The 20,481-nt window shown below is 69.0% G+C and carries 22 protein-coding genes and 1 pseudogene; 7 read left to right on the forward strand and 16 right to left on the reverse strand.

Annotated elements, in window-relative coordinates; genetic code table 11:
• The 3 genes from R9X41_RS20635 to R9X41_RS20645 are packed head-to-tail and all read left to right on the forward strand — an operon-like array spanning position 1 to position 2,289.
• Positions 1–501, forward strand: coding sequence for a TRAP transporter small permease (locus tag R9X41_RS20635; RefSeq protein WP_318632314.1), 501 nt, complete (start codon positions 1–3; stop codon positions 499–501).
• Positions 498–1,793 (forward strand): TRAP transporter large permease, encoded by a 1,296-nt coding sequence (locus R9X41_RS20640; RefSeq protein ID WP_318632315.1) that lies wholly within the window; start codon positions 498–500, stop codon positions 1,791–1,793. The genes R9X41_RS20635 and R9X41_RS20640 overlap by 4 nt, the downstream gene beginning before the upstream one ends.
• A 46-nt stretch (positions 1,794–1,839) precedes the next feature.
• Positions 1,840–2,289: a nuclear transport factor 2 family protein gene (locus R9X41_RS20645; RefSeq protein ID WP_318632316.1), complete on the forward strand. Its 450-nt coding sequence runs from the start codon at positions 1,840–1,842 to the stop codon at positions 2,287–2,289.
• 76 nt (positions 2,290–2,365) lie between these two features.
• Here the strand turns inward: R9X41_RS20645 and R9X41_RS20650 are convergent, their stop codons facing one another.
• Positions 2,366–3,502, reverse strand: coding sequence for a porin (locus R9X41_RS20650; protein ID WP_318632317.1), 1,137 nt, complete (start codon positions 3,500–3,502; stop codon positions 2,366–2,368).
• Positions 3,503–3,706: 204 nt separating this feature from the next.
• Here R9X41_RS20650 and R9X41_RS20655 point away from each other — a divergent pair, with 204 nt between their 5' ends.
• Positions 3,707–4,474 carry an IclR family transcriptional regulator gene (locus tag R9X41_RS20655; protein WP_318632318.1) on the forward strand — a complete coding sequence of 256 codons (768 nt, stop codon included), beginning with the start codon at positions 3,707–3,709 and terminating at the stop codon, positions 4,472–4,474.
• Here R9X41_RS20655 and otnI read toward each other — a convergent pair.
• From otnI to R9X41_RS20685, 6 genes are all read right to left on the reverse strand, one after another.
• Complete coding sequence (gene otnI / locus R9X41_RS20660; protein WP_318632319.1) at positions 4,471–5,283, reverse strand: 2-oxo-tetronate isomerase; 813 nt, start codon at positions 5,281–5,283, stop codon at positions 4,471–4,473. The genes R9X41_RS20655 and otnI overlap by 4 nt on opposite strands.
• 31 nt (positions 5,284–5,314) lie before the next feature.
• Entirely contained in the window at positions 5,315–5,983 is a 669-nt protein-coding gene (locus R9X41_RS20665; protein WP_318632320.1) for a class II aldolase/adducin family protein, read from the reverse strand.
• The gene (gene otnK, locus R9X41_RS20670) at positions 5,980–7,251 is read right to left on the reverse strand and encodes a 3-oxo-tetronate kinase (protein WP_318632321.1); all 1,272 of its coding nucleotides are present in this window, start codon (positions 7,249–7,251) and stop codon (positions 5,980–5,982) included. Before otnK ends, R9X41_RS20665 begins: the two co-directional genes overlap by 4 nt.
• Positions 7,252–7,257: 6 nt before the next feature.
• Positions 7,258–8,163, reverse strand: a complete 906-nt coding sequence (gene ltnD / locus R9X41_RS20675) for an L-threonate dehydrogenase (RefSeq protein WP_318632322.1) — start codon at positions 8,161–8,163, stop codon at positions 7,258–7,260.
• Positions 8,164–8,257: 94 nt separating this feature from the next.
• Positions 8,258–9,616 (reverse strand): GntP family transporter, encoded by a 1,359-nt coding sequence (locus R9X41_RS20680; RefSeq protein WP_318632323.1) that lies wholly within the window; start codon positions 9,614–9,616, stop codon positions 8,258–8,260.
• Between the two features lie 227 nt (positions 9,617–9,843).
• A complete protein-coding gene (locus R9X41_RS20685; RefSeq protein WP_318632324.1) occupies positions 9,844–10,617 on the reverse strand; it encodes a FadR/GntR family transcriptional regulator in 774 nt (257 codons plus the stop codon).
• A 102-nt stretch (positions 10,618–10,719) separates the two neighbouring features.
• Here R9X41_RS20685 and R9X41_RS20690 point away from each other — a divergent pair, with 102 nt between their 5' ends.
• A complete protein-coding gene (locus R9X41_RS20690; RefSeq protein WP_318632325.1) occupies positions 10,720–11,802 on the forward strand; it encodes a patatin-like phospholipase family protein in 1,083 nt (360 codons plus the stop codon).
• Between the two features lie 2 nt (positions 11,803–11,804).
• Here R9X41_RS20690 and R9X41_RS20695 read toward each other — a convergent pair whose 3' ends face one another.
• Positions 11,805–12,158: a DOPA 4,5-dioxygenase family protein gene (locus tag R9X41_RS20695; protein ID WP_318632326.1), complete on the reverse strand. Its 354-nt coding sequence runs from the start codon at positions 12,156–12,158 to the stop codon at positions 11,805–11,807.
• Between the two features lie 118 nt (positions 12,159–12,276).
• Here R9X41_RS20695 and R9X41_RS20700 point away from each other — a divergent pair, with 118 nt between their 5' ends.
• Positions 12,277–12,864, forward strand: a complete 588-nt coding sequence (locus tag R9X41_RS20700; RefSeq protein ID WP_318632327.1) for a flavin reductase family protein — start codon at positions 12,277–12,279, stop codon at positions 12,862–12,864.
• A 19-nt stretch (positions 12,865–12,883) separates the two neighbouring features.
• On the opposite strand, the gene bdcA is transcribed toward R9X41_RS20700, so the two are convergent.
• A complete protein-coding gene (gene bdcA / locus R9X41_RS20705; RefSeq protein ID WP_318632328.1) occupies positions 12,884–13,600 on the reverse strand; it encodes an SDR family oxidoreductase in 717 nt (238 codons plus the stop codon).
• A 71-nt stretch (positions 13,601–13,671) separates the two neighbouring features.
• Between bdcA and R9X41_RS20710 the strand changes: the two genes are divergently transcribed.
• Complete coding sequence (locus tag R9X41_RS20710) at positions 13,672–14,265, forward strand: TetR/AcrR family transcriptional regulator (RefSeq protein WP_318632329.1); 594 nt, start codon at positions 13,672–13,674, stop codon at positions 14,263–14,265.
• Positions 14,266–14,292: 27 nt separating this feature from the next.
• On the opposite strand, the gene R9X41_RS20715 is transcribed toward R9X41_RS20710, so the two are convergent.
• The 7 genes and pseudogenes from R9X41_RS20715 to R9X41_RS20745 all read right to left on the reverse strand — a co-directional run bounded on the left by R9X41_RS20715 (position 14,293) and on the right by R9X41_RS20745 (position 20,212).
• Complete coding sequence (locus tag R9X41_RS20715) at positions 14,293–15,072, reverse strand: carboxymuconolactone decarboxylase family protein (protein WP_412556634.1); 780 nt, start codon at positions 15,070–15,072, stop codon at positions 14,293–14,295.
• Positions 15,050–15,538, reverse strand: coding sequence for a (R)-mandelonitrile lyase (locus tag R9X41_RS20720; RefSeq protein WP_318632330.1), 489 nt, complete (start codon positions 15,536–15,538; stop codon positions 15,050–15,052). The genes R9X41_RS20715 and R9X41_RS20720 overlap by 23 nt, the downstream gene beginning before the upstream one ends.
• A gap of 159 nt (positions 15,539–15,697) precedes the next feature.
• Positions 15,698–17,545 (reverse strand): CocE/NonD family hydrolase, encoded by a 1,848-nt coding sequence (locus R9X41_RS20725; protein WP_318632331.1) that lies wholly within the window; start codon positions 17,543–17,545, stop codon positions 15,698–15,700.
• An 11-nt stretch (positions 17,546–17,556) separates the two neighbouring features.
• Positions 17,557–18,543: a Bug family tripartite tricarboxylate transporter substrate binding protein gene (locus R9X41_RS20730; RefSeq protein ID WP_318632332.1), complete on the reverse strand. Its 987-nt coding sequence runs from the start codon at positions 18,541–18,543 to the stop codon at positions 17,557–17,559.
• Between the two features lie 145 nt (positions 18,544–18,688).
• A complete protein-coding gene (locus R9X41_RS20735; protein WP_318632333.1) occupies positions 18,689–18,880 on the reverse strand; it encodes a hypothetical protein in 192 nt (63 codons plus the stop codon).
• Between the two features lie 34 nt (positions 18,881–18,914).
• Positions 18,915–19,187, reverse strand: a pseudogene (locus R9X41_RS23715) (hypothetical protein); the annotation flags it as partial.
• An 89-nt stretch (positions 19,188–19,276) separates the two neighbouring features.
• A complete protein-coding gene (locus R9X41_RS20745) occupies positions 19,277–20,212 on the reverse strand; it encodes a tripartite tricarboxylate transporter substrate binding protein (RefSeq protein WP_318635291.1) in 936 nt (311 codons plus the stop codon).
• Between the last annotated feature and the right edge of the window lie 269 nt (positions 20,213–20,481).

Genomic DNA, 20,481 nt, shown 5'->3' on the forward strand with positions numbered 1-20,481 from the left:
ATGTATTCCCGTCTCTGCCGCGCGCTCGCCCGCGGCTGCATGTGGCTGGGCGTCATCGGCCTGGTGGGCCTGATCTGCGCCGTCAGCTGGCAGGTATTCGGCCGCTACGTGCTCAACAGCACGCCGACCTGGGCCGAAAGCCTGGCGCTGCTGCTGGTGCTCTACGTCACCATGTTCGGCGTGGCCGTGGGCGTGCGCGACGCCGGCCATATCGGGCTGGAATCCTTCCTGGTGCTGGCGCCCGACTGGTTGCGCACCCGCATGGAATACCTGATCCACGCCCTGGTGCTGGTCTTCGGCGTGGCCATGGCCTGGGGCTGCGCTTCGCTGGCCGTCTCGGTCTGGGACTACCGGCTGCCCACCCTGCCGCTTTCGGAAGGCTGGAAGTACGTGCCGGCCACCATCGCCGGCGTGCTGATCGCGATGTTCTCCATCGAACACGTCATCGCCCTGGCGCGCGGACGCGAAGTGGAACCCAGCTTCAACCATCCCAAGCCATGACCGTCCCTCTTCTCATCCTGAGCGTGTCGTTCACGCTGTTCCTGCTGCTGGGCGTGCCGGTGGCGTTCTCGATCGGGCTGTCGGCCCTGGCCACGCTGCTCTACGAAGGCCTGCCGCTGGAGGTGGGTTTCCAGCAGATGACCTCGGGCATGGGCGTGTTCTCGTTCCTGGCGATTCCCTTCTTCATCTTCGCCGGTGAGCTGATGCTCTATGGCGGCATCGCCGACCGCATCGTCACTTTCGCCCGCGACTTGGTCGGCCATGTGCGCGGCGGCCTCGGCATGTCCAACGTGGTGGCCTGCACGCTGTTCGGCGGCGTGTCCGGCTCGCCGGTGGCGGACGTGTCGGCGATGGGCGCGGTGATGATTCCGATGATGAAGAAAGAGGGCTACCACGCCGACTACGCGGTCAACGTGACGACCCATGCCGCACTGGTCGGCGCGCTCATGCCGACCAGCCACAACCTCATCATCTATTCGCTGGCCGCGGGCGGAAAGGTGTCGATCGCGGCCCTGATCCTGGCCGCGCTGGTGCCCGCCCTGGTGCTGACCATCAGCAACCTGGCCGCCGCCTATTTCGTGGCGGTTCACCGGGGCTATCCGGCCGGCAGCTTTCCCGGCTGGCACATCGTGGCGCGCTCGTTCGCCGCCGCCCTGCCGGGGCTGTTCATCGTGGTGCTGATCCTGGGCGGCATCCTGTCGGGCGTGTTCACCGCCACCGAGTCGGCGGCCGTGGCGGTGCTCTATGCGCTGGCGCTGACCGTGTTTCTCTATCGCACGCTCAAGTGGGAGCACTTTCTGAAGGCGGCGATGAAGGCGGTGCGCACCACCGGGGTGATCCTGCTGCTGATCGGCATCTCCAGCACCTTCGGCTACCTGATCAGCCTCTACGGCGTGGCCGAGCTCACCGGCCAGATGCTCTCGCAGGTCACCAGCACGCCGTGGGTGATCTTCCTGCTGATCAACGTGATCCTGTTCGTGCTCGGCACCTTCCTGGACATGGCCGCGACCATCCTGCTGTGCACGCCGATCTTCCTGCCGATCGCGCAGCACTACGGCATGAGCTCGGTGCAGTTCGGCATCGTGATGCTGATCAACTGCGCGCTCGGCCTCAACACCCCGCCGGTCGGCACCACCCAGTTCGTCGGCTGCGCCATCGGCGGTGTGTCGGTGGGCGCCGTCATGCGCACCATCTGGCCCTTCTATGGGGCACTGGTGTTCGCACTGATGCTGGTCACGTTCGTGCCCGTGTTCTCCACCTGGCTGCCCTCCATGTTCATGGTGGTGCGCTGAATCTGTTTCGTCCGTTTTCCATCACAACAAGCAAAGAGGCAAACACATGATCGTCCGCAATCTCCTGATCGCCGTCGCCGCCGCGGCACTGTTCGCCGGCTGCGCATCGCAGCCCGGCATGCCGGGGCCGAGTGCGCAGGCCGACGTCGCGGCCGCCGCCGAAAAGCTGCGACTGGCCATGGTCGACCCGACCGGCCCGGCGCTCAACGATCTCACCGCCACCGACCTCAGCTACGGCCATTCCGGTGGCCGGGTCGACACCCAGGCGAGCTTCATCTCCGACCTGCTCGCCGGCAACTCCGACTTCGTCACCATCGCCATCACCGACCAGACGATCAAGGTGGTCGACGCCACCACCGCCATCGTGCGCCACACCCTGACGGCCGACACCAACGACTCGGGCAAACCGGGCAAGGTGATGATCAAGATCCTGGCCGTGTGGCAGAAGCAGGGCGGCCAGTGGAAGCTGCTGGCCCGCCAGGCGGTGCGCGTCTGATCCAAAAAAAACGGGCAGGCACCTCACGGTTGCCTGCCCGTTTCAAAAGGCCCTTGGAGGCCGCTCGCGAATCCGATCAGAAGGTGTGCTTCAGGCCGACGGCGAAGCCGGTCGACTTGCCACCGCCGGTCGGCGCTGCCGACGACAGGCCACCCACGCCGCCCAGCAGCGAATAAGCGCCGCTACCCTGGTTCGAGATGCGTGCGACCTCGGTGTAGATCGAGGTGCGCACCGACAGGTTGTAGATGTATTCGGCCGAGAACTTGCTGGCGTCGGCGGTGCTCGACTTCTGGTCGTAGCGCGAAGCCTGCACGCGGATCAGGCCGGCGCCCACCGGCGCGGTCGCGCCCACGGAATAGGTGTTGAACTCGAACTTCTGGATGGCTCCCTGCCCGCCCATCTTCTCGTTCTGCACGAAGGCCATCGGCTTGATGAAGCCGAAGTCGTACGACGCGCCGAGGTTGGCGATCTTGTAGTCGTCGGCATAGGAAGAGGCACCCACGGTGCGGACCGCATCGGACCACTGGGCATAGGACACGGCGACATTGACGCCACGGCCCAGGTAACCCAGGCGCCCGCCCATGTAGCTGCCGGTCTTGTCGGTCGCGGCGTTGGCGGCGCTGGTGCTCAGGCCATCGGGTCCGGTGATCGCATCGCGACGGGAATTGACTTCGCTGAACGCGTACTGGAGCTGGCCATAGACGCCGCCGAGCGTGGCCGGCAGGAAGTACGACACCGAGTTGCCGGTTCGAAAGCCGTTGGCGGTCGACACGCCGGCGCGGCCCAGGCTGAACACCTCGATCTGCGCCAGGCCACGGTTGGCGGTCACGTCGAACAGGTAGTTGGAGTGGTAGTGGGCCAGGAAGTCGCGGCCCAGGCGCAGTTCACCGAAGGCGTTCGACAGGCTGACCGTGGAACGACGCTGGAAGTCGAGGCCGGTCGTCTGGGTGGCACCGCCGCCCACGTCGTTGTTCAGCGCGCCTTCGAGCACGAAGCTCGCCGCCAGCCCGCCGCCAAGGTCTTCGACCCCGCGAAAGCCGAGTCGGCTCACGGTGTTGCCGCCGGTGATCAGGCCGGTGACACGGCCGGTGCCGGTGTTCTTGACCGAGGCGACACCCGCGTCGACAACACCGTAAATGGTGACCGACGACTGCGCCATGGCGCCGGTGGCGAAAAGCGCCGACAAGGCGACCAACTTCAACTTCATCTTCATGGTGCAACTACTCCCTGCTTTAAGAAAAACGTTTCATCGACCTGCGGGCCGCCCGGTACGGTGACGAGCTCCAGTCCGGACTACTGTATTTCTATGCAATACACATTGAATGCATTGCAATCGAATATGTCCGAATTTCGATTGGGTTAGCATGATCCATGCCCGTCTCTGGTCAGACGGGGTCGAATTCGAAAGGAAGACAAGATGCCGCCCACCGACAACCTGTTCGTGCAGTCCATCGCCAAGGCCATGGCGGTGCTTGAAGCACTGGGCTCGCGCCAGGAGCCGCTGAGCCTCAACGAGCTGGCCGAGCGCGCCGACATGGATCGCAGTACCGCCCAGCGCATCGCCCACACGCTGACCCTGCTCGGCTACCTGGAGAAAGGCCCCAACGGCCGTGGCATCGTGCTGGGCAAGAAGCTGCTCGACCGCACATTCGACTTCCTCAACACCACGCCGCTGGTGGAGCGCGCCACGCCGATCCTGGCGGACCTGCAGCGCGAGACCGGAGAACGCGTCGACCTGAGCCTGTTCGACGACCTGTCGATCATTTACGCCCTGCGCCGGCAGAGCAAGCGGGAAACCTTCTTCGCCACGCTGGTGGGCCGGCGCATTCCCACCTACTGTTCGTCGGGCGGCCGCGCGGTCATGTCCTTCCTGGCGGACGAGCGGGTCGACGACATCCTGGACCGTTCGGACCTCGTCGCCATCACCCCCAAGACGGTGACCGACAAGAAGGCGATCAAGCAGAAGGTCGCCGAGGCGCGGCAGCTCAACTACAGCCTGTGCCTGGAAGAAAGCATCCTGGGTGAGATCGCCCTGGGCTGCGCCATCCTCGATGCGGACGACGTGCCGATCGCGGCGGTCCACATCGCCGGCTCCTGCTCGGAATGGACGGCCGACTCCTTCACCCAGCGCTTCGCGCCGCTGGCCATCGAGGCGGCGCGGGCGCTGGGGCGCAGCCGGCGCTAGCGGGCCGGGCCGCGCATCCAGCCCAGGCCGTCGGAGGTGCCGTTGGGCACCGCGCCGCGGGCGGGGCGGTATTCGCAGCCGACCCAGCCGTCCCAGCCGGTGGCCGCCGAGACCTCGTCGATCACCTCGAACAGGTAGGGGTGGTGCAGCTCGCCCAGATCGGGTTCGTGCCGCATCGGCACGCCGGCGATCTGCAGATGCCCCACGCGTCCGGTGGGCAGGTAGCGGCGCAGCTTCATGGCGACATCGCCTTCGACGATCTGGCAGTGATAGAGGTCGAACTGCACCTTGAGGTTGCTCGCGCTCACGGCCTCGACGATGGCGTGCGCCTGGTCCTGGCGGCTGAGGAAGAAGCCGGGCATGTCGCGGCCGTTGATCGGCTCGATCAGCAGATCGCGCCCCACCTTGGCGGCCTCGGCGGCGGCCCAGCGCAGGTTGTCGATGTAGAGCGGCTGCACGTCGGCGACCGTCTTGCCCTCGGGCAGCAGGCCGGCCATCACATGCACGCGGGGGCAGTCCAGGGCGACTGCGTATTCCATGGCGCGGGCGATGGCCTTGCGGAATTCCTGCTCGCGTCCGGGCAGGCAGGCCAGGCCGCGCTCGCCCCGGTCCCAGTCACCGGGCGGGGCGTTGAACAGCACCTGCTGCAGCTTGTTGGCCCGGAGATGGGCGGCGATGTCGTCGGCCTGCCAGGCGTAGGGGAATAGGTATTCCACGCCCTGAAAACCATCGCGGGCGGCGGCTTCGAAACGGTCCATGAAGTCCAGCTCCGGATAGAGCATGGAGAGGTTGGCGGCAAAACGGGGCATGGTGTCGGTCTCGCTTCTGTTGGTTCTGGATCTACCAGCGCGCACCGAAAGTGCGGCGCAGTTCTTCGATGGTGTCGTCGGGCAGCGGCGTGGCGGCCGGCACGAGGGTGCGCAGGCGCGCGGTCTCTTCGAGCTCCTCCAGCACCGCCATGGCGGCGGCCGGCGACTCGTGCCAGACATTGGGGCCGAGCCGCGCGAGCATGACCGCGCGGATCGGCGTGCCCGCGTCGCCATGATGTTCGATGGCGGCGGCCACCGCGTCGGCGGCCTCGGTGGCGCCGGGCCGGTGGTAGGGAATCACCGGCACGTGGCCGACCTTCATGACGAAGTACGGCGTGAGGGCCGGCAGCAGTTGCGACGTCTCGTCCCCCAGCGTGAGCGCCACGCAATGCGTGCTGTGGGTGTGGATGACGCAGGCGGTAGCGGGGTCGAATCGCCCGGCCGCGCGGTAGATGCGCGTATGCAGGGCGATCGTCTTGCTGCCCCTGTCGCCCGAGAGCTGGCGGCCCTGCGCATCGAGCCGCGCCAGCCGCGCCGGGTCGAGCAAGCCCAGGCAGGCGTCGGTCGGCGTGATGAGAAAGCCGTCGTCCAGCCGCACGCTGATGTTGCCGGCCGTGGCGTGCACATAGCCGCGCTCGAAGAGGCTGCGGCCGACGCGGCAGATCTCCTCGCGCGCCCGGCTTTCGGTGAGTGCCGTCACGCCAGCACCCCGAAGGCCTTGGTGAAGAAGTCGTCGGTGCCGAAGTTGCCGGACTTCAGCGTGACATGCACCCCGGCGCCGCCGGCGGCATCGGCCAGCACATGGGTCCAGGGCACGCCGGGGTCGATCTGCGGGCCGATCTGCATCTGCGTCACGCCGAGCGCCTGCACGCAGGCGCCCGAGGTTTCGCCGCCGGCCACCACGAGCTGGCGCACACCGGCCTCGACCAGCCCGCGGGCGATGGCGGCGATGGTGCGCTCGACCATCGCGCCGGCCTCTTCCACGCCCAGCCGCGCCTGCACCGCCTTGATCGCGCCGGACTCGGCGGTGGAATACACCAGCACCGGGCCGTCCTGCAGCAAGGGCACGGCCCAGGCCAGCACCTCGGCCGTCACGTCCACGCCGGCAGCGATGCGCAGCGGGTCGATCGCCATGGCGGGCCGGCCGGACTGGATGAAGTTCATCACCTGCCGGTTGGTCGCCAGCGAGCAGCTGCCCGAGACCACCGCCCGCAGGCCACCGGCGGCCGGCAGCTGGCTGGCCTGCGCCGACGGCGCGATGCCGAAATTGGCCGGCAGGCCGATCGCCACGCCCGAGCCCGCCGTCAGCAGCGGCAGCGCGGCCAGCGCCGGGCCCATGCGCAGCAGGTCGTCGTTGGAGACGGCGTCGACCACCGCCATGCCGAAGCCCTGCGCCCGCAGCTCGGCAATGCGCGCCGTCACCGCGTCGGCGCCGCGCGCGACGACCGCATGGTCGATCAGGCCGACCTGCTTCGTGCTCTGGCTCTGCAGCACCCGCACCAGGTTGGGGTCGGTCATCGGCGTGAGCGGATGGTTCTGCATGCCGCTCTCGTCGAGCAGCACGTCGCCGACGAAGAGATAGCCCTTGAACACCGTGCGCTTGTTGTCCGGGAAGGCGGGCGTGGCGATGGTGAAGTCGGTGCCCATCGCCTGCATCAGCGCCTCGGCCACCGGGCCGATGTTGCCGGCCGCGGTGCTGTCGAAGGTGGAGCAGTACTTGAAGTAGATCTGCTCGGCGCCCTGTGCCTGCAGCCAGGACAGCGCGGCCAGCGACTGCGCGATGGCGTCGGCCGGCGCGATGGTGCGCGACTTGAGCGCCACGACCACGCAGTCCACGTCGGCGGCCAGCGGGCCCGCCGGGATGCCGATGGTCTGCACCACGCGCATACCCGCGCGCACCAGGTTGTTGGCGAGATCGGTCGCGCCGGTGAAGTCGTCGGCGATGCAGCCGAGGCGGATGGAGGCCATGGCGTGTCAGTCCTTCCTGGTGGCGCCCGTGGGCAGGGTGATGCCGGGGAAGATCTTGATGACGGCGCTGTCGTCTTCCTTGGCGTAGCCGGCCGTCGAGGCCTGCATGAACATCTGGTGCGCGGTGGAGGCCAGCGGCAGCGGGAACTTGCTGGCGCGCGCGGTGTCGAGCACCAACCCCAGGTCCTTCACGAAGATGTCCACGGCCGACAGCGGCGTGTAGTCGGCGGCCAGCACGTGCGCCATGCGGTTCTCGAACATCCAACTGTTGCCGGCGCTGTTGGTGATGACCTCGTACAGGCCCTCGGGCGCCACGCCTTCGCGCAGCCCCAGCGCCATGGCCTCGGCCGCCGCGGCGATGTGCACACCCGCCAGCAGCTGGTTGATGATCTTGACCTTGCTGCCCGCGCCGGCGGCGTCGCCCAGCCGATAGACCTTGCCGGCCATGGCGTCCAGCACGTGGCCGGCAGCGGCGTAGGCGGCGGGCTTCGCCGAGGTCATCATGGTCATGGCGCCCGAGGCGGCCTTGGCGGCGCCGCCGGAGATCGGGCCGTCCACATACAGCACGCCCTGCTGCTCGAGCCGGGCTTCCAGCGCGATCGACCAGTTGGGGTCCACCGTCGAGCACATGACGAAGGTGCTGCCGGCGGGCATCGCGGCGGCGGCGCCGTTCTCGCCGAACAGCACCGCTTCGGTCTGCGCCGCGTTCACCACCACCGACACCAGCACCGGGCAGGCGCCGGCCAGCTCGGCCGGCGAGGCCATCGCCACGCCGCCCTCGGCCGCGAAGGCCTGGGCCGCACCGGGACGCACGTCGCAGACATGCACGTTGAAACCGTTGTTGCGCAGGGTCTTGGCGATACCGAGGCCCATGGCGCCGAGACCGATCACGCCGACATTCTTGGAGGTCATGGATGAAGAGATTCCGTGGAAAAGGGAGGGATGAAACGGGAAAAACGGCAGCGCCGGCTGGAGCCGGCGTTACCGCAGCAAGGGGTCGGGTCGCTCAGGTCACCAGCACCCACAGGAGGGACGTCAGCAGGAAACCGCAGACACCCAGGATCGTGGTCAGTACCGTCCAGCTGCGCAGGCCGTCGCCCACGCTCAGGCCGAGGTAGCGGGTGACGATCCAGAAACCGGAGTCGTTCACATGCGAAAGGCCCAGGCCGCCGAAGCCGATGGCCACCGTCAGCAGCGCCACCTGCACCGCGCTGTAGCCGCCGCCGGCGATGGCCGAGCCGAGCAGGCCGCAGGTCGTGAGGATGGCGACCGTCGCCGAGCCCTGCGCGGCCCGCAGCGCCAGTGAGATCACGAAGCCGGCAAGAATCAAGGGCAGGTGCATGGCGGTGATGCTGCTCGACAGCGCCGCGCCGATGCCGGTGGCCGTCAGCACCTTGGCGAAGACGCCGCCCGCGCCGGTCACCAGGATCACGGTGGCCGCCGGCGGCAGCGCCGACTCCATGACCTCGTTGGTGCGCTCCTTCGACCAGCCCTGGCCCCGGGCGATGAGCCAGAACGACAGGCCGATGGCGACCATCAGCGCGAAGACCGGCGAGCCGATGAAGCCCATCGCGTTGCGCACCGGATCGCCCTTGGGCAGCAGCGTGGCGCCGGTCGTGCCGATCATGATCAGCAGCAGCGGCACGAGGATCAGCGTGAGCACCACGCCCACGCCCGGCGCGGCCAGCTTGCCCTTCACGTCGCCCGCGTCGAACGCCTCGAACTGTTCGCGCGTCGTCGGCAGCATGTCGTAATGGCGCCGGTTGAGCCAGCCGGCGACGTACTGCGACACCACCGCCAGCACCACGCAGATGGCCAGGCCGATCAGCGTGATCCAGCCCACATCGGCATTGAGCACCGCCGCCCCGCCCACGATGCCCGGATGCGGTGGCACCACCACGTGCACCGCCAGCATGATGCCGGCCACCGGCAGCCCGAACTTGACCGGATCGACCCGCGCGGCCTTGCAGAAGCCGTAGATGATGGGCACGAGGATGATGAAGCCCACATCGAAGAAGACCGGAATGGACAGCACCAGCGCGGCGGCCGTCAGCGCCGCCGGCACCCGCGTCGGACCGAGGATCTGCGTGAACCGGCTGGCCAGGCTGCCGGCGCCGCCGGAGGTCTCGATCACCTTGCCCAGCATGGCGCCGAGTGCCACCAGGATGGCGACGGAACCGAGGGTGCCGCCCATGCCGGAAATCAGCGTGGGCACGATGTCGGCCAGCGGCATGCCGGCGACCAGCGCCACCAGGAAACTCACCAGCATCATCGCCACGAAGGCATGGACCTGGAGCCGGATGATGAGCACCAGCAAAAGCGCGATGCTGCCCCCGGCGATGCCGAGAAGGATGGGGGTGGACATGAAAAACGGAACTCCCGGGTGTTTTGATCAGGTTGCCAGACAACTTCGAGCGTTTTGAGGCGCTCACGGACTGACACCGCGGCACAAACTATCGACTCTGAACGCCCCTGCGAGCGATCACCGGCCAACAAGTCAGGTCATCATACAAATCGAGTTACCAATCGGTTACCGGGATTTCCCTAGTGCCAGCAGGCCTTCCCCCGGCCTTTCTCGAGCCTCGCCCGGACCTATGCCGGCCGTACCCGACCCGCCAGCGGTTGCGCCAGCGCATCGCCTTCCTGTTGCCAAAACGCGGGGTCGGCCAGTCGGATTCGCCGGATCGCGTTGTCCATGTGTGATGCAGCCGCCTGCCGTGCCCGCAGGGGGTCACCCGCCTCGATCGCGGACAGGATGTCGTGGTGCTCGTCGGCCACCTGGGCCGAGAAGTCGATCCGCCGGGCCTCGTTGGCGCGGGTGACGCGCGTGGCGCCGCGCAGGTACTGGCTGAGGTAGTTCAGCGTGTCGAGCAAGAACGGGTTGCGCGCGGCGTCGGCGATGCTGCGGTGGAAGGCCAGGTCCTCGGCCACGCCGTTGCCACCGGCGCGCACGGCCTGCGCCAGCGTCTCGATGGCCGAGCGGATGCGGACCAGATCGTCAGCGTTGCGGCGCTCGGCCGCCAGGCCAGCGACCTCCGCCTCGAGGGCGCGGCGCACTTCCACCATCTGAATCACCGCCGCCTGCGAACTGGTCAGCCGGCTGTCGAAGCTCAGCGGGGGCAGTCCGCCCTCGCGCACGAACATGCCGCTGCCTTGCCGTGAATCCACCATCCCGAGCGACTTGAGACGCGACACGGCCTCGCGCACCGAGGTGCGGCTCACACCGAACTGCTCGGCCAGCTCCGCTTCGGTCGGCAGTTTCGCGCCGGGCAGCAGCCGACCGGCACGGATCTCGGCATCCAGCGCATTGGCCACGCGATCGGACAGACGTTCGGTCGGCTGAAGAGACTGGAATCGGGTAACCATCGTGAAACTTGTGGGGTTGTCTGTTGACTCTAGCACCGGGTCGCCCGGCCGATAGACTCGCCGGCTCGCCTCCAGCGTCCTTTTTTTGCCGGCATGCGCCCGATGGCTCCTTCTTTCCCGACCTCCTTCACCAACCGCTTCGCTCGACCGGTTCGCGCCCGGTTTGTCGTCGCGGCGCTGGCCGCCGTGGCGCTGCTGTCGGCCTGCGGCAGCACCGCGCCGGCCGCGCCGGCGACTGCGGCGGCGACTCCCGCCCTCGCCTCCCCGGCGCCCACCACCACCATCAAGGTCGGCATCGCCCTGGGCGGCGGTGCGGCCAAGGGCTTCGCGCACATCGGCGTCATCAAGATGCTCGAGGCCAACGGCTTCGCACCCGCCGTCGTCGCCGGCACCAGCGCCGGCAGCGTGGTCGGCGCCTTGTACGCCAGCGGCATGAACGCCTTCGAGCTGCAGGAAAAAGCCGTGGCGCTGGACGAGACCCGCATCCGCGACCTGCAGCTGTCCTCCGGCGGACTGCTGCTCGGCCAGAAGCTCGAGGACTATGTCAACGAACAGGTGCGCCGCCTGCCGCTGGAGCGGCTGCCCAAGCCTTTCGTGGCGGTGGCGACCCGGCTGGAAGACGGCGACCGCACCGTCTTCGCCCGTGGCAACACCGGCCAGGCGGTGCGCGCGTCGAGCAGCGTGCCGGGCGTGTTCCAGCCGGTGGCCATCGGCAAGTTCCACTTCGTCGACGGCGGCGTGGTCAGCCCGGTGCCGGTCGACGCGGCCCGCCAGCTCGGCGCCGACATGGTGGTGGCGGTGGACATCTCCAACCGCGCCCGCGGCCAGACGCCGGCCGGCATGCTGGCCACCGTCGGCCAGTCGATCGCGATCATGGGACAGAAGCTCGGCCAGGCCGAACTGGCGCGGGCCGACGTCATCGTGCGGCCGCAGGTGCTCGACATCGGCGCGGCCGACTTCACCCAGCGCGCCGCCGCCATCCTGGAAGGCGAAAAAGCCGCGCTCGCCGTGATGCCGCAGATCCGCGAACGGGTCGCGCAACTGCAGGCCGCACGCGACCAGGCCACCCGCCTGGCGCAGCAGCAGGCCGCCGAAGCCCAGCACCGCGCCTGCCTGGAGCAACGCTCCAGCCTGCAGAAGATCGCCGGCTTCGCGGGCCTCGACAGCGCCTGCCCGGCTCCCTGATTTCAGCCGCCGAACACCGCGAGGTTCAGACCGTACGACCGGCCGATCCACAGCGCGCGGTCGCGGTGGTCGCGCAACCCGTCGCCGGTGTTGGGATGCAGAAATACGTCCAGCGCACCATGGCGCAGCGCCAGCCAGGCGGTGACCTGCGCGAAGGCGGCGTTGGGCACGGCCAGCTGGTAGCTCCACATCGGGTGCGGCCCCACCGGCTTTTCGTGGAAACGGCCGATCTCGACCAGGCCGGCCAGCTCGGCCGCGATGGCCTCGCGCAGGGCCCAGGCGGCATCGCGGCTGCCGGCGTCGAAGTACACGTGCGCGTGCCAGTCGTGGATGAACGGGGTGTCGGTTGCTTGCATGGGCGCGGATTGTGGGCCGAGCCGGATCACGCTGCAGCGCCGGGCGAATTGTCCGCGCCGATGCCATAGTCGCCGCTCCTGCCGCCCCCACCATCTTCCGCAAAAAGGGATTCGCCGAATGCCGCCGCACATCCAGCCCGTCGCATTGCCCAAGGCCTACCGCCTGCTCAACCATGGCCCGACCGTGCTGGTCTCCGCCCGCCACGACGGCACCGACGACGTGATGGCCGCCGCCTGGGCCTGTGCGCTGGACTTCTCGCCGCCCAAGCTGACCGTGGTGCTCGACAAGGCCACCCGCACCCGCGAACTCGCGCTGGCCAGCGGCGCTTTCGTGATCCAGGTGCCGACCGTCGCCCAGGCGAGGACGGCGCAGGCCGTCGGCACCGCCAGCCTGCACGACCGGCCGCAGAAGCTGCAGGAAGCCGGCGTGGAACTGTTCGACATGCATGGCGTCGACCAGCCGCTGGTTGTCGGTTGCTCGGCCTGGCTGGCCTGCCGCCTGGTGCCCGAGCCGCACAACCAGCAGGCCTACGACCTGTTCATCGGCGAGGTCACCCATGCGTGGGCCGACAGCCGCGTGTTCGCCGATGGCCACTGGCATTTCGACAGCGCGCCGCCGGAATTGCGCAGCCTGCACTACATCGCCGGCGGCCAGTACTACGCGATCGGCGAATCCATCGTCGTTCCCGGCCCCACGCCCGACTGAGCGCCGGCCGGTGCGGGCATCAGGCGCCGAAGCCGCCGTCGATCGTGTGCATCGCCCCGGTGACGAAGCCGGCGTCCGGCCCGGCCAGCCAGGCCACCATGGCGGCCACTTCCTCGGGCCGGCCGTGGCGCTTGATCGCCATGAAGCTGTGCATCAGGTCCTTCATCGGACCGTTCTCGTCGTTCATGTCGGTGTGGATCGGGCCGGGCTGCACGATGTTGACGGTGATGCCGCGCGGACCGAAGTCACGTGCCAGTCCGCGCGCCATGCCTTGCAGCGCCGACTTGCTCAGCGCATACGACGCCATGCCCGGCACCGGCATGCGGTCGCCGTTGACCGAGCCGATCACGATGATCCGGCCGCCCTCGGGCATCTGCCGCGCCGCTTCCACCGATGCGTGATAGGGCGACTGCACGTTGATGCGGAACAGGCGGTCGACCGCGTCCGGATCCTGCTCGAGCGCGTCGCCGAAGATCGCGACGCCGGCATTGACCACCAGCACATCGAGCGGGCCGCTGTCGCGCACCCGGGCGATCACCGCATCGCGGTCGGCGCTGTCGGTTCGGTGCGCGGTGCTGCCGGTTTCGGCGGCCAGGGCCTGGGCTGCATCGGCCGAGCCCGAATAGGTGAAAGCGACACGCGCGCCGTCGGCCGCGAAACGCCGCACGATCGCCGCGCCGATGCCTCGGCTGCCGCCGAGCACCAAAACCGATTTGTCTTTGAACACTGCCGACATGGCTACTCCTCAGGATTAATGTAGCGTATCGTACATAATCCACCCCAGCACCTGTCAAGCGTTTTGTAATCATGACTACAGAAATTTCACGACCGCGCGGCCGCCCGCGTCGTTTCGACGCCGACGAAGCGGTCGCGACCGCCCAGCAGCTGTTCCATTCCCGGGGTTACGACGCGGTCAGCGTGGCCGACCTCACCCGGGCGCTCGGCATCAATCCACCAAGCTTCTACGCGGCCTTCGGCAGCAAGGCCGGGCTGTATGCGCGCATCCTCGATCGCTACGCCGCCAACGGCGCAGTGCCGCTGTCGCGCATCCTGCGGGGCGACCGCCCGCTGGCCGAATCGCTGGCCGAACTGCTGGAGGAGTCCGCCCGCCTCTACGCCGCCGACCCGGCCGCCACCGGCTGCCTGGTGCTGGAGGGCACGCGCTGCGTCGATGCCGAGGCGCGCGAGGCGGCCGGCGTGTTCCATGTCGCGGCGCAGGGCGCCATCCGCGATTTCATCGCCGAGCGCCGACCGGACGACGCCGACCGGCTGGCCGATTTCGTCAGCACCACCATGGCCGGCCTGTCGGCCAGCGCTCGGCATGGCCAGAGCCTCGAGCGACTGCTGGCCACCGCCCGGCTGGCCGGGCTGGCGCTGGCGCAGGCCGCTTCTCCGGCCTGAGGCTGTCGCCGGCCCGGCTCGCGGCGCTCATGGGCGCGTGGCCTGGGCCAGCGCCGCCTGCAGGCGCGCGGCGGCGTCCGCATGGCCGGCGATCGACAAGGCCTGCGCCGCCTGCGCCAGCTGGTCGGCCGTGATGCCCACGTTGAGACTGACCCGCACGTGCGATAGCAACTGCGACTCCACGCCGCTCATCGCCGCCAGCGCACCGACGGTGACCAGTTCGCGGCTTTGCCAGTCGAGGTTGTCGCGCGCGAAGATGTCGCCGAACAGATGGGCCTTGAGGAACTGGTCGATGGCCGGCGCGAACTCGAACAGCGGCCCGCGTACCGGCGCGCCCACCAGCCTGGTCTGGTTCGCCGTGCCGAGCTCCAGCAGCTGCGCACCGACCGGCACCGGGCCGGGGGTGGCGCCTTCGGCGTCCTGCACACCGCGTTGGCGCCGCTCGTCGAGCACCTTCATCAGCGCGGTCAGCGCATTGAGGCTGCGCGGAAAACCGGCGTAGGCGTAGAGCTGGACCAGCGCCTCGCGGGTCTCGGAAATGGTCAGGCCCGCGTCGAGGCCCTCGTTCAGGGCCGAGGGCAGCCGGGCCGTGTCGCCGATGGCGGCAGCCGCCGCGATGGGGCCGAGCGCCGCCTGGCGCGGCGCAAGGGTGGTGTTGGAAGTGGTCATGGACGGTATCGAGGAAGAGGAAGCGGCGCTCGCCTGCGCATGCGCCGCGTCGAGGCCGGTGGCGGCCAGCAGGGCGAGCAGACCGCGCCGGGTGGCGGTGCCGCTGGTGCTTTCTTCAGCGCGCGCCGTACTGCTCATCGCTCACCTTTTCCATCCATTCGACGGCCTTGCCGTCGGGCGCGATGCCGGTCACCGCGAGGTGGGTCATGGCGGTGCCGGGCGCAGCGCCATGCCAGTGCTTGATGCCGGGCGGGCACCACACCACGTCGCCCGGGCGGATCTCCTGGATCGGCTTGCCCCATTCCTGCGTCAGGCCGGCGCCGGAGGTGACCGCCAGGTACTGGCCGCGCGGATGGGTATGCCAGGCCGAGCGGGCGCCTGGCTCGAAGGTGACCAGCGCGCCGCTGGTGTTCATGTCCGCGTTGGCGGCGTAGACCGGGTCGACTCGTACGCGGCCGGTGAAATTTGCCTCGGGACCGGCGGCCGACGGCCGGGTACCGGCGCGGGTGATCTGCTGCGTGGCCGGTGCCGAGCCGGATTCGCCGACGGCCGAATGCGCGACGACGGCGCAGGTCAGGCCGCCCAGGAGACGGGTGAAAAGCATGGGATGGAGTCCTTCGAACGGTGGTGCCCGCCGGCCACGACGGCGCGGCGGCGGGCTCGCCGACCACTCTAGGCTGCCCGGCTCCATCGCGGTAGATGGCCGGGACTGCATAGGCTATTGAGCCAATTTCATCAATGGCCTGCGCGTGGCGCGGCGGCCTCAGGCGCCCGCGACGATCGGCAGGCGCAGGCGGCAGCCCTGCACCCCGCCGAGCTGCAGCCGGTACCGCGGCGGACGCCCGTGCGGCACCTGCTGAAAATGCTCGCCGTCCGCGCCCGAGAGCGACAGCCGCAGTCGGCTGCCCGCTGCCAGGCGCCAGCCGATCGGCAGCATCGCGATCTGCACCGTCTCGGCCACCGTCGGATCCATGGCCCGCACGTTGCGGCGCGCATAGTCCCTGAACGGCCAGGCCGTGCGGTAGTGCGTCGGCGCGGGCGCAGTGGCGCGGTGCGACAGCTTCAGGCAGCCTTCGTTGATGTAGACCAGCGTGCCGTCGGCCTGCTCCTCGGACAGGTAGGCGAACAGGGCGCCGTCGCCCTCGCTGCACTGCAGCGTGAGCTCCAGCAGTACGTGGCCGCCGAGTTCGAGCGCTTGCGGCAGCGGGTCCGACACGAAGGACAGCATCTCTGCTTCGTGACCGGGCCAGTCCTGGTAGTAGTCGACGATGGCCTGCGCGGCCAGCCGCTCGAAACGCGAATGGCGTCCGCTGGAGACCGAGAAGCGCGTCTGCAGCTCGACCTCTTCCGGTTCGGGTGTCGCCACGGGCGACAGGCGGCCCGGCTGGAGGTACCAGTCGGTCGGCCTTGCCGCGGGCGGCCATTGCGCGGCATCGCGCCACTCCTCGGCATGGGTGCAGAAGTAATGCACCGCCTGCTCGGCCTGCAGCCCGGTCTCGATGCCGGCGAGGTGCTCGTCGAAGAATCGCAGCACCTCCGACAGGATCGGGAAATCCGGCGCGCTGTGGCCGGCCGTGCGCCAGGGCGAGCCGTTGGTGCGGGCGCCGTGGTCCCAGGGGCCGAGCAGCAGGCGGTCGTGCGGGCCTTGCAGGGTCATGAAGCGCGAGACCGAACCGTGCACGAAAGCGCTGCCGTCGTACCAGCCCGAGACCGAATACACCGCCACCTTCCCCGCCACTTCGTGCAGGTACCAGTAGGGGCTGCAGGCGCCGCTGTGCAGCGCCGGGTCGTACAGCATGCCTTCCTCGCGGAAGGCCATCTCCGGCGCCATGTCGCGCAGCAGGAAGCTGTCGCGGTGCTCGTCGATGGCCTCCTGCACCAGCAGGCCGTCCGGGTCGTCGTCGACCGGCGCCGGACCGGCATAGCGTGGATCGGCGAAATAGGGGTACTGCGCGAGTTCGTCACGACGATCCTGATCGAGCGCGCGGATCAGGTCGTCGTAATGGGCCGTGACGGTCTTGCACATCACGCCACCGGGGAAGACGTGGTCGCTGTAGGTGTCCGACACCGCGAACAGGGGCGCGATCGCCTTGACCGCCGGATGCCCGGTGCTGCCCAGGAAGCAGGAGGCCGCGCCCAGGTAGGAGATGCCGGTGGCGCCGATGGCGCCGTTGCACCAGGGCTGCGCTGCGATCCAGTCGGCCAGCTCCAGGTAGTCGCCCCGCTCCATGGGCGAGCGGAATGCGTCGCGCCGGCCGAAGCTGGCGCCGCTGCCGCGCACGTCGAGCACCACCAGCGCATAGCCGCGCGGCACGAAGAAGTCGCGGTAGATGGCGATGTTCGGCGAGGGCTCGGCGCCCGGCGCCGTCACCGCGAAGCGGCGGTAATACGGCGTCATCACGGCGATGACCGGCACCCGGGCCGGTGGCGCTTCGGTGCCTGACGCCTCGCAGGTTTCAGGCAGATAGACATCCAGCGCGAGGCGACAGCCGTCGCGCATGCGCAGGTATCGAGAACGCGGGGCGCCGATGGCCCAGCGCGCCGGACGGCCGGCCGCGTACTGGCTGGGCGGGACCCGCCACGCCTGGCCGTTGAGATCGAGATCGGACATGGGTGGCTATTTCAATCGAAGCTGACGTCGAGCGACTTGATGAGTTCGCCCCAGATTCTGGATTCCTGCGTGGCACGCGCCAGGATCTGCTCGCTGGTGCCGGGAATCGGAAAGAGGAATTGCTCGTTGAGCTTCTTGCGGGTCGACTCGTCGTCCAGGAAAGCCCTGACCGCGCCCGAGAGCTTCTGCACCACCTCGGGCGGCATGCCGGCCGGCCCCACCAGCGCGTACCAGCCCGGCAGCGCGGGCATGCGCGGCGCCAGCTCGTTGATCAGCGGAACGGCGGGCATGCGGGCCGCGCGCTTCTCGCCGGACTGCGCCAGCGCCACCACCGCGCCGGCCTCGTACTGCGGCAGGGCGGTGACGGTCACCACGCACATCAGGTCGGTCTCGCCCGACACCACCGACAGCAGCGCCGGGCCGGCGCCCTTGTAGGGGATGTGGCGCAGGTCCAGCTTCAGGTCGCGGGCGATCTTCTCCATGTAGAGATGCGTGGAGTTGCCCAGGCCCGCGCTGGCATAGGTCAGCTTGCCGGGCTCGGCGCGTGCCTTGGCCACGAAGTCGGCCCAGCTCTTGATGCCGCTGTTCTGGCTGGCGATCACCATGAAGCTGGCGTCGACCACCGGCGCGATGAAAGTGAAGTCCTTGATCGGGTCGTAGGGCAGCTTCTTGTAGAGGTACTGGTTGAAGCTGGTCAGCGAAACGCTGGTGAGGAAGACGGTATAGCCGTCGGGGCGCTCGCGAGCCACGATCGAGGAGGCCAGCACGCCGTTGGCGCCGGGCTTGTTGTCGACCACCACCGAGCCGTTGAGGGCGCGGGCCATGAACTCGGCGAGTTGTCGGCCGGTGGCATCGGCACCCGAACCCGGGCCCTGCGGAATGACCAGGCGGACCGGCCGCGAGGGGTAGTCCTGCGCCTGTGCGGCACGCGCTCCCAAACCGGCCAGAACCGCCATCGTGACCAGCGACCGGCGCTGAACGCCTGCGTGTTGCTTCATTGCTGCGAACCCTGCTCGGTGAAATCCATTCACTAAGCAAAGAGGGTGCCAAGGGAGGACCCTGCGCTCGCACGAAGGTCGTCTGGCGCATGCAGGGACCGACGGCGAACTCAGGCTACCGGCAGCCTGAACACCCCCCGCTCGTCTACCGTGCATCGCGCCACGGCTCGCCCTCGCGCTGGCGGCGGTGCAGTTCGGCGGCCGTGAGGTGCGGCACGCCGAACGCGACCTCGGCCCGTTCGCCGAAGGTCTTGGAGGACAGGTTCACGCCTGGAACTAGGTCGCGCCGGTGGCCGCCCAGGTCGGCGGTCGCCTTCGAGCCGGTGCACGCCGACATGGCCCAGGGCCGTCAGCCGGCGTGCGGCGCGCTCGGCCAGGTCGGCATCGCCCCCTTGGTCGATCAGCACGATGCGGGTACCCGGGCGCGGCACCAGGCGGTGGATGTCGAGCTCCAGCCGGCTGTAGGGCGCCGGCACCGCAAAGAAGGGATGGCCCTCACCGAACTCGCCCGGCTCGCGCACATCGAGCAACGCGATCCCGGTGCCGTCCTGCAGCCAGCACCGCAGGTCGAAGGCGGCGATGGAACGTGATGTCTGCCCGATACCGGCGGCTGGCGTCGATGGCTTCGACAGAACCGATGACATGGACGAATTTCCGCATTGAAAAAAGCCCGCGGCCGGAACCGCGGGCCAAGGAGCGAGCGAGGCCCCGCAAAAAGTTGCAGACGATGGCGTCAGCGCAGTGCGATGCCGGCCGTCTTGATGGCCTGCGAATAACGCGGCCGCTCCGAGCGCAGGCTGCCGGCGAGCTCCGCCGGACTGCCGCCGGCCACCTTGAATCCCATGTCCACCAGCCTGGCTTCGATCTCGGGCGTGCGCAGCACCGCCGCGATGTCGCGATTGATCTTTTCGACGATGGTCACGGGCGTACCGGCCGGCGCGAAGAAACCCTGCCAGCTTTCCACCGAGAAACCGGCCAGCCCGGCCTCGGCCATGGTGGGGATGTCCGGCAGCGCGGGCGATCGGTAGGGCGTGGTCACCGCGAGCGCGCGCAGCTTGCCGGCGCGCACGTATTCGGTCACCGCCGCCAGGGTGATGAGCGTGGCGTCGGTGTGGCCGGCCAGCACGTCGAGCGTGGCCGGGCCGCCGCCGGGGTACGGGATGTAGTTGACCTTCGCGCCGGTCTGCTGGCCGATGATTTCGTGGGCCACGTGGGCGATGCCGCCGTTGCCCGGCAATCCCAGGCTGATCGACTCGGGCTGCGCGCGGGCGCGCGCCAGGTAGTCCGCGAAGGTCTTGATACCGGTGGCCGGGTTCACCACCAGGATCTGCGGATTGACCACCGCCTTGATCACCGGCACGAAGGCGTGCTCGCTGTCGTAGGGCAGGTCGCGGTAGAGGATGGCGTTGAGCGTGAGGCCTTCGCCCTGCTCCATGAGCGTGTAGCCGTCGGCCGGTGCACGCGCCACCCGCGCGGCGCCGATCGTGCCGCTGGCGCCCACCACGTTCTCCACCACCACCGCCTGGCCCCACTTCTCGGTCAGCTTCTCGGCGACCAGCCGGGTGAGCTTGTCGGCGCTGCCACCGGCGGCCACCGGCACCACGACCTTCACCGGCTTGGCCGGAAACGCGGCCGCGTCCGGCTGGGCGTAGGCCCGCAGGCCCTGCATCAGCACCAGGCTGACGAGCACGTGGCGGGCGGCGCGGTAGACAAGGCCTTTCGGGCGCGTCGGTGCGGCAGCGGTCGGGAGGGCGGAGACGAGGGGCATGGCGGTCTGACGAGTGCGATGGGCAGGCAGCCCGATGCGTCGCAGTCTGGAAGTGCGGCCCGCGCAAGCCAACGAAGGAGACCGTCTATGCATCTGCAAAAAGCTTCGTGGCGAGCGCGGGGCACGCGGCCTACGCTGGGTTTTTCCCATCCCTCGAACCACGTCCGCCG

The sequence above is a fragment of the Xylophilus sp. GOD-11R genome (genome assembly GCF_033546935.1).
Lineage (GTDB): Bacteria > Pseudomonadota > Gammaproteobacteria > Burkholderiales > Burkholderiaceae_C > Xylophilus.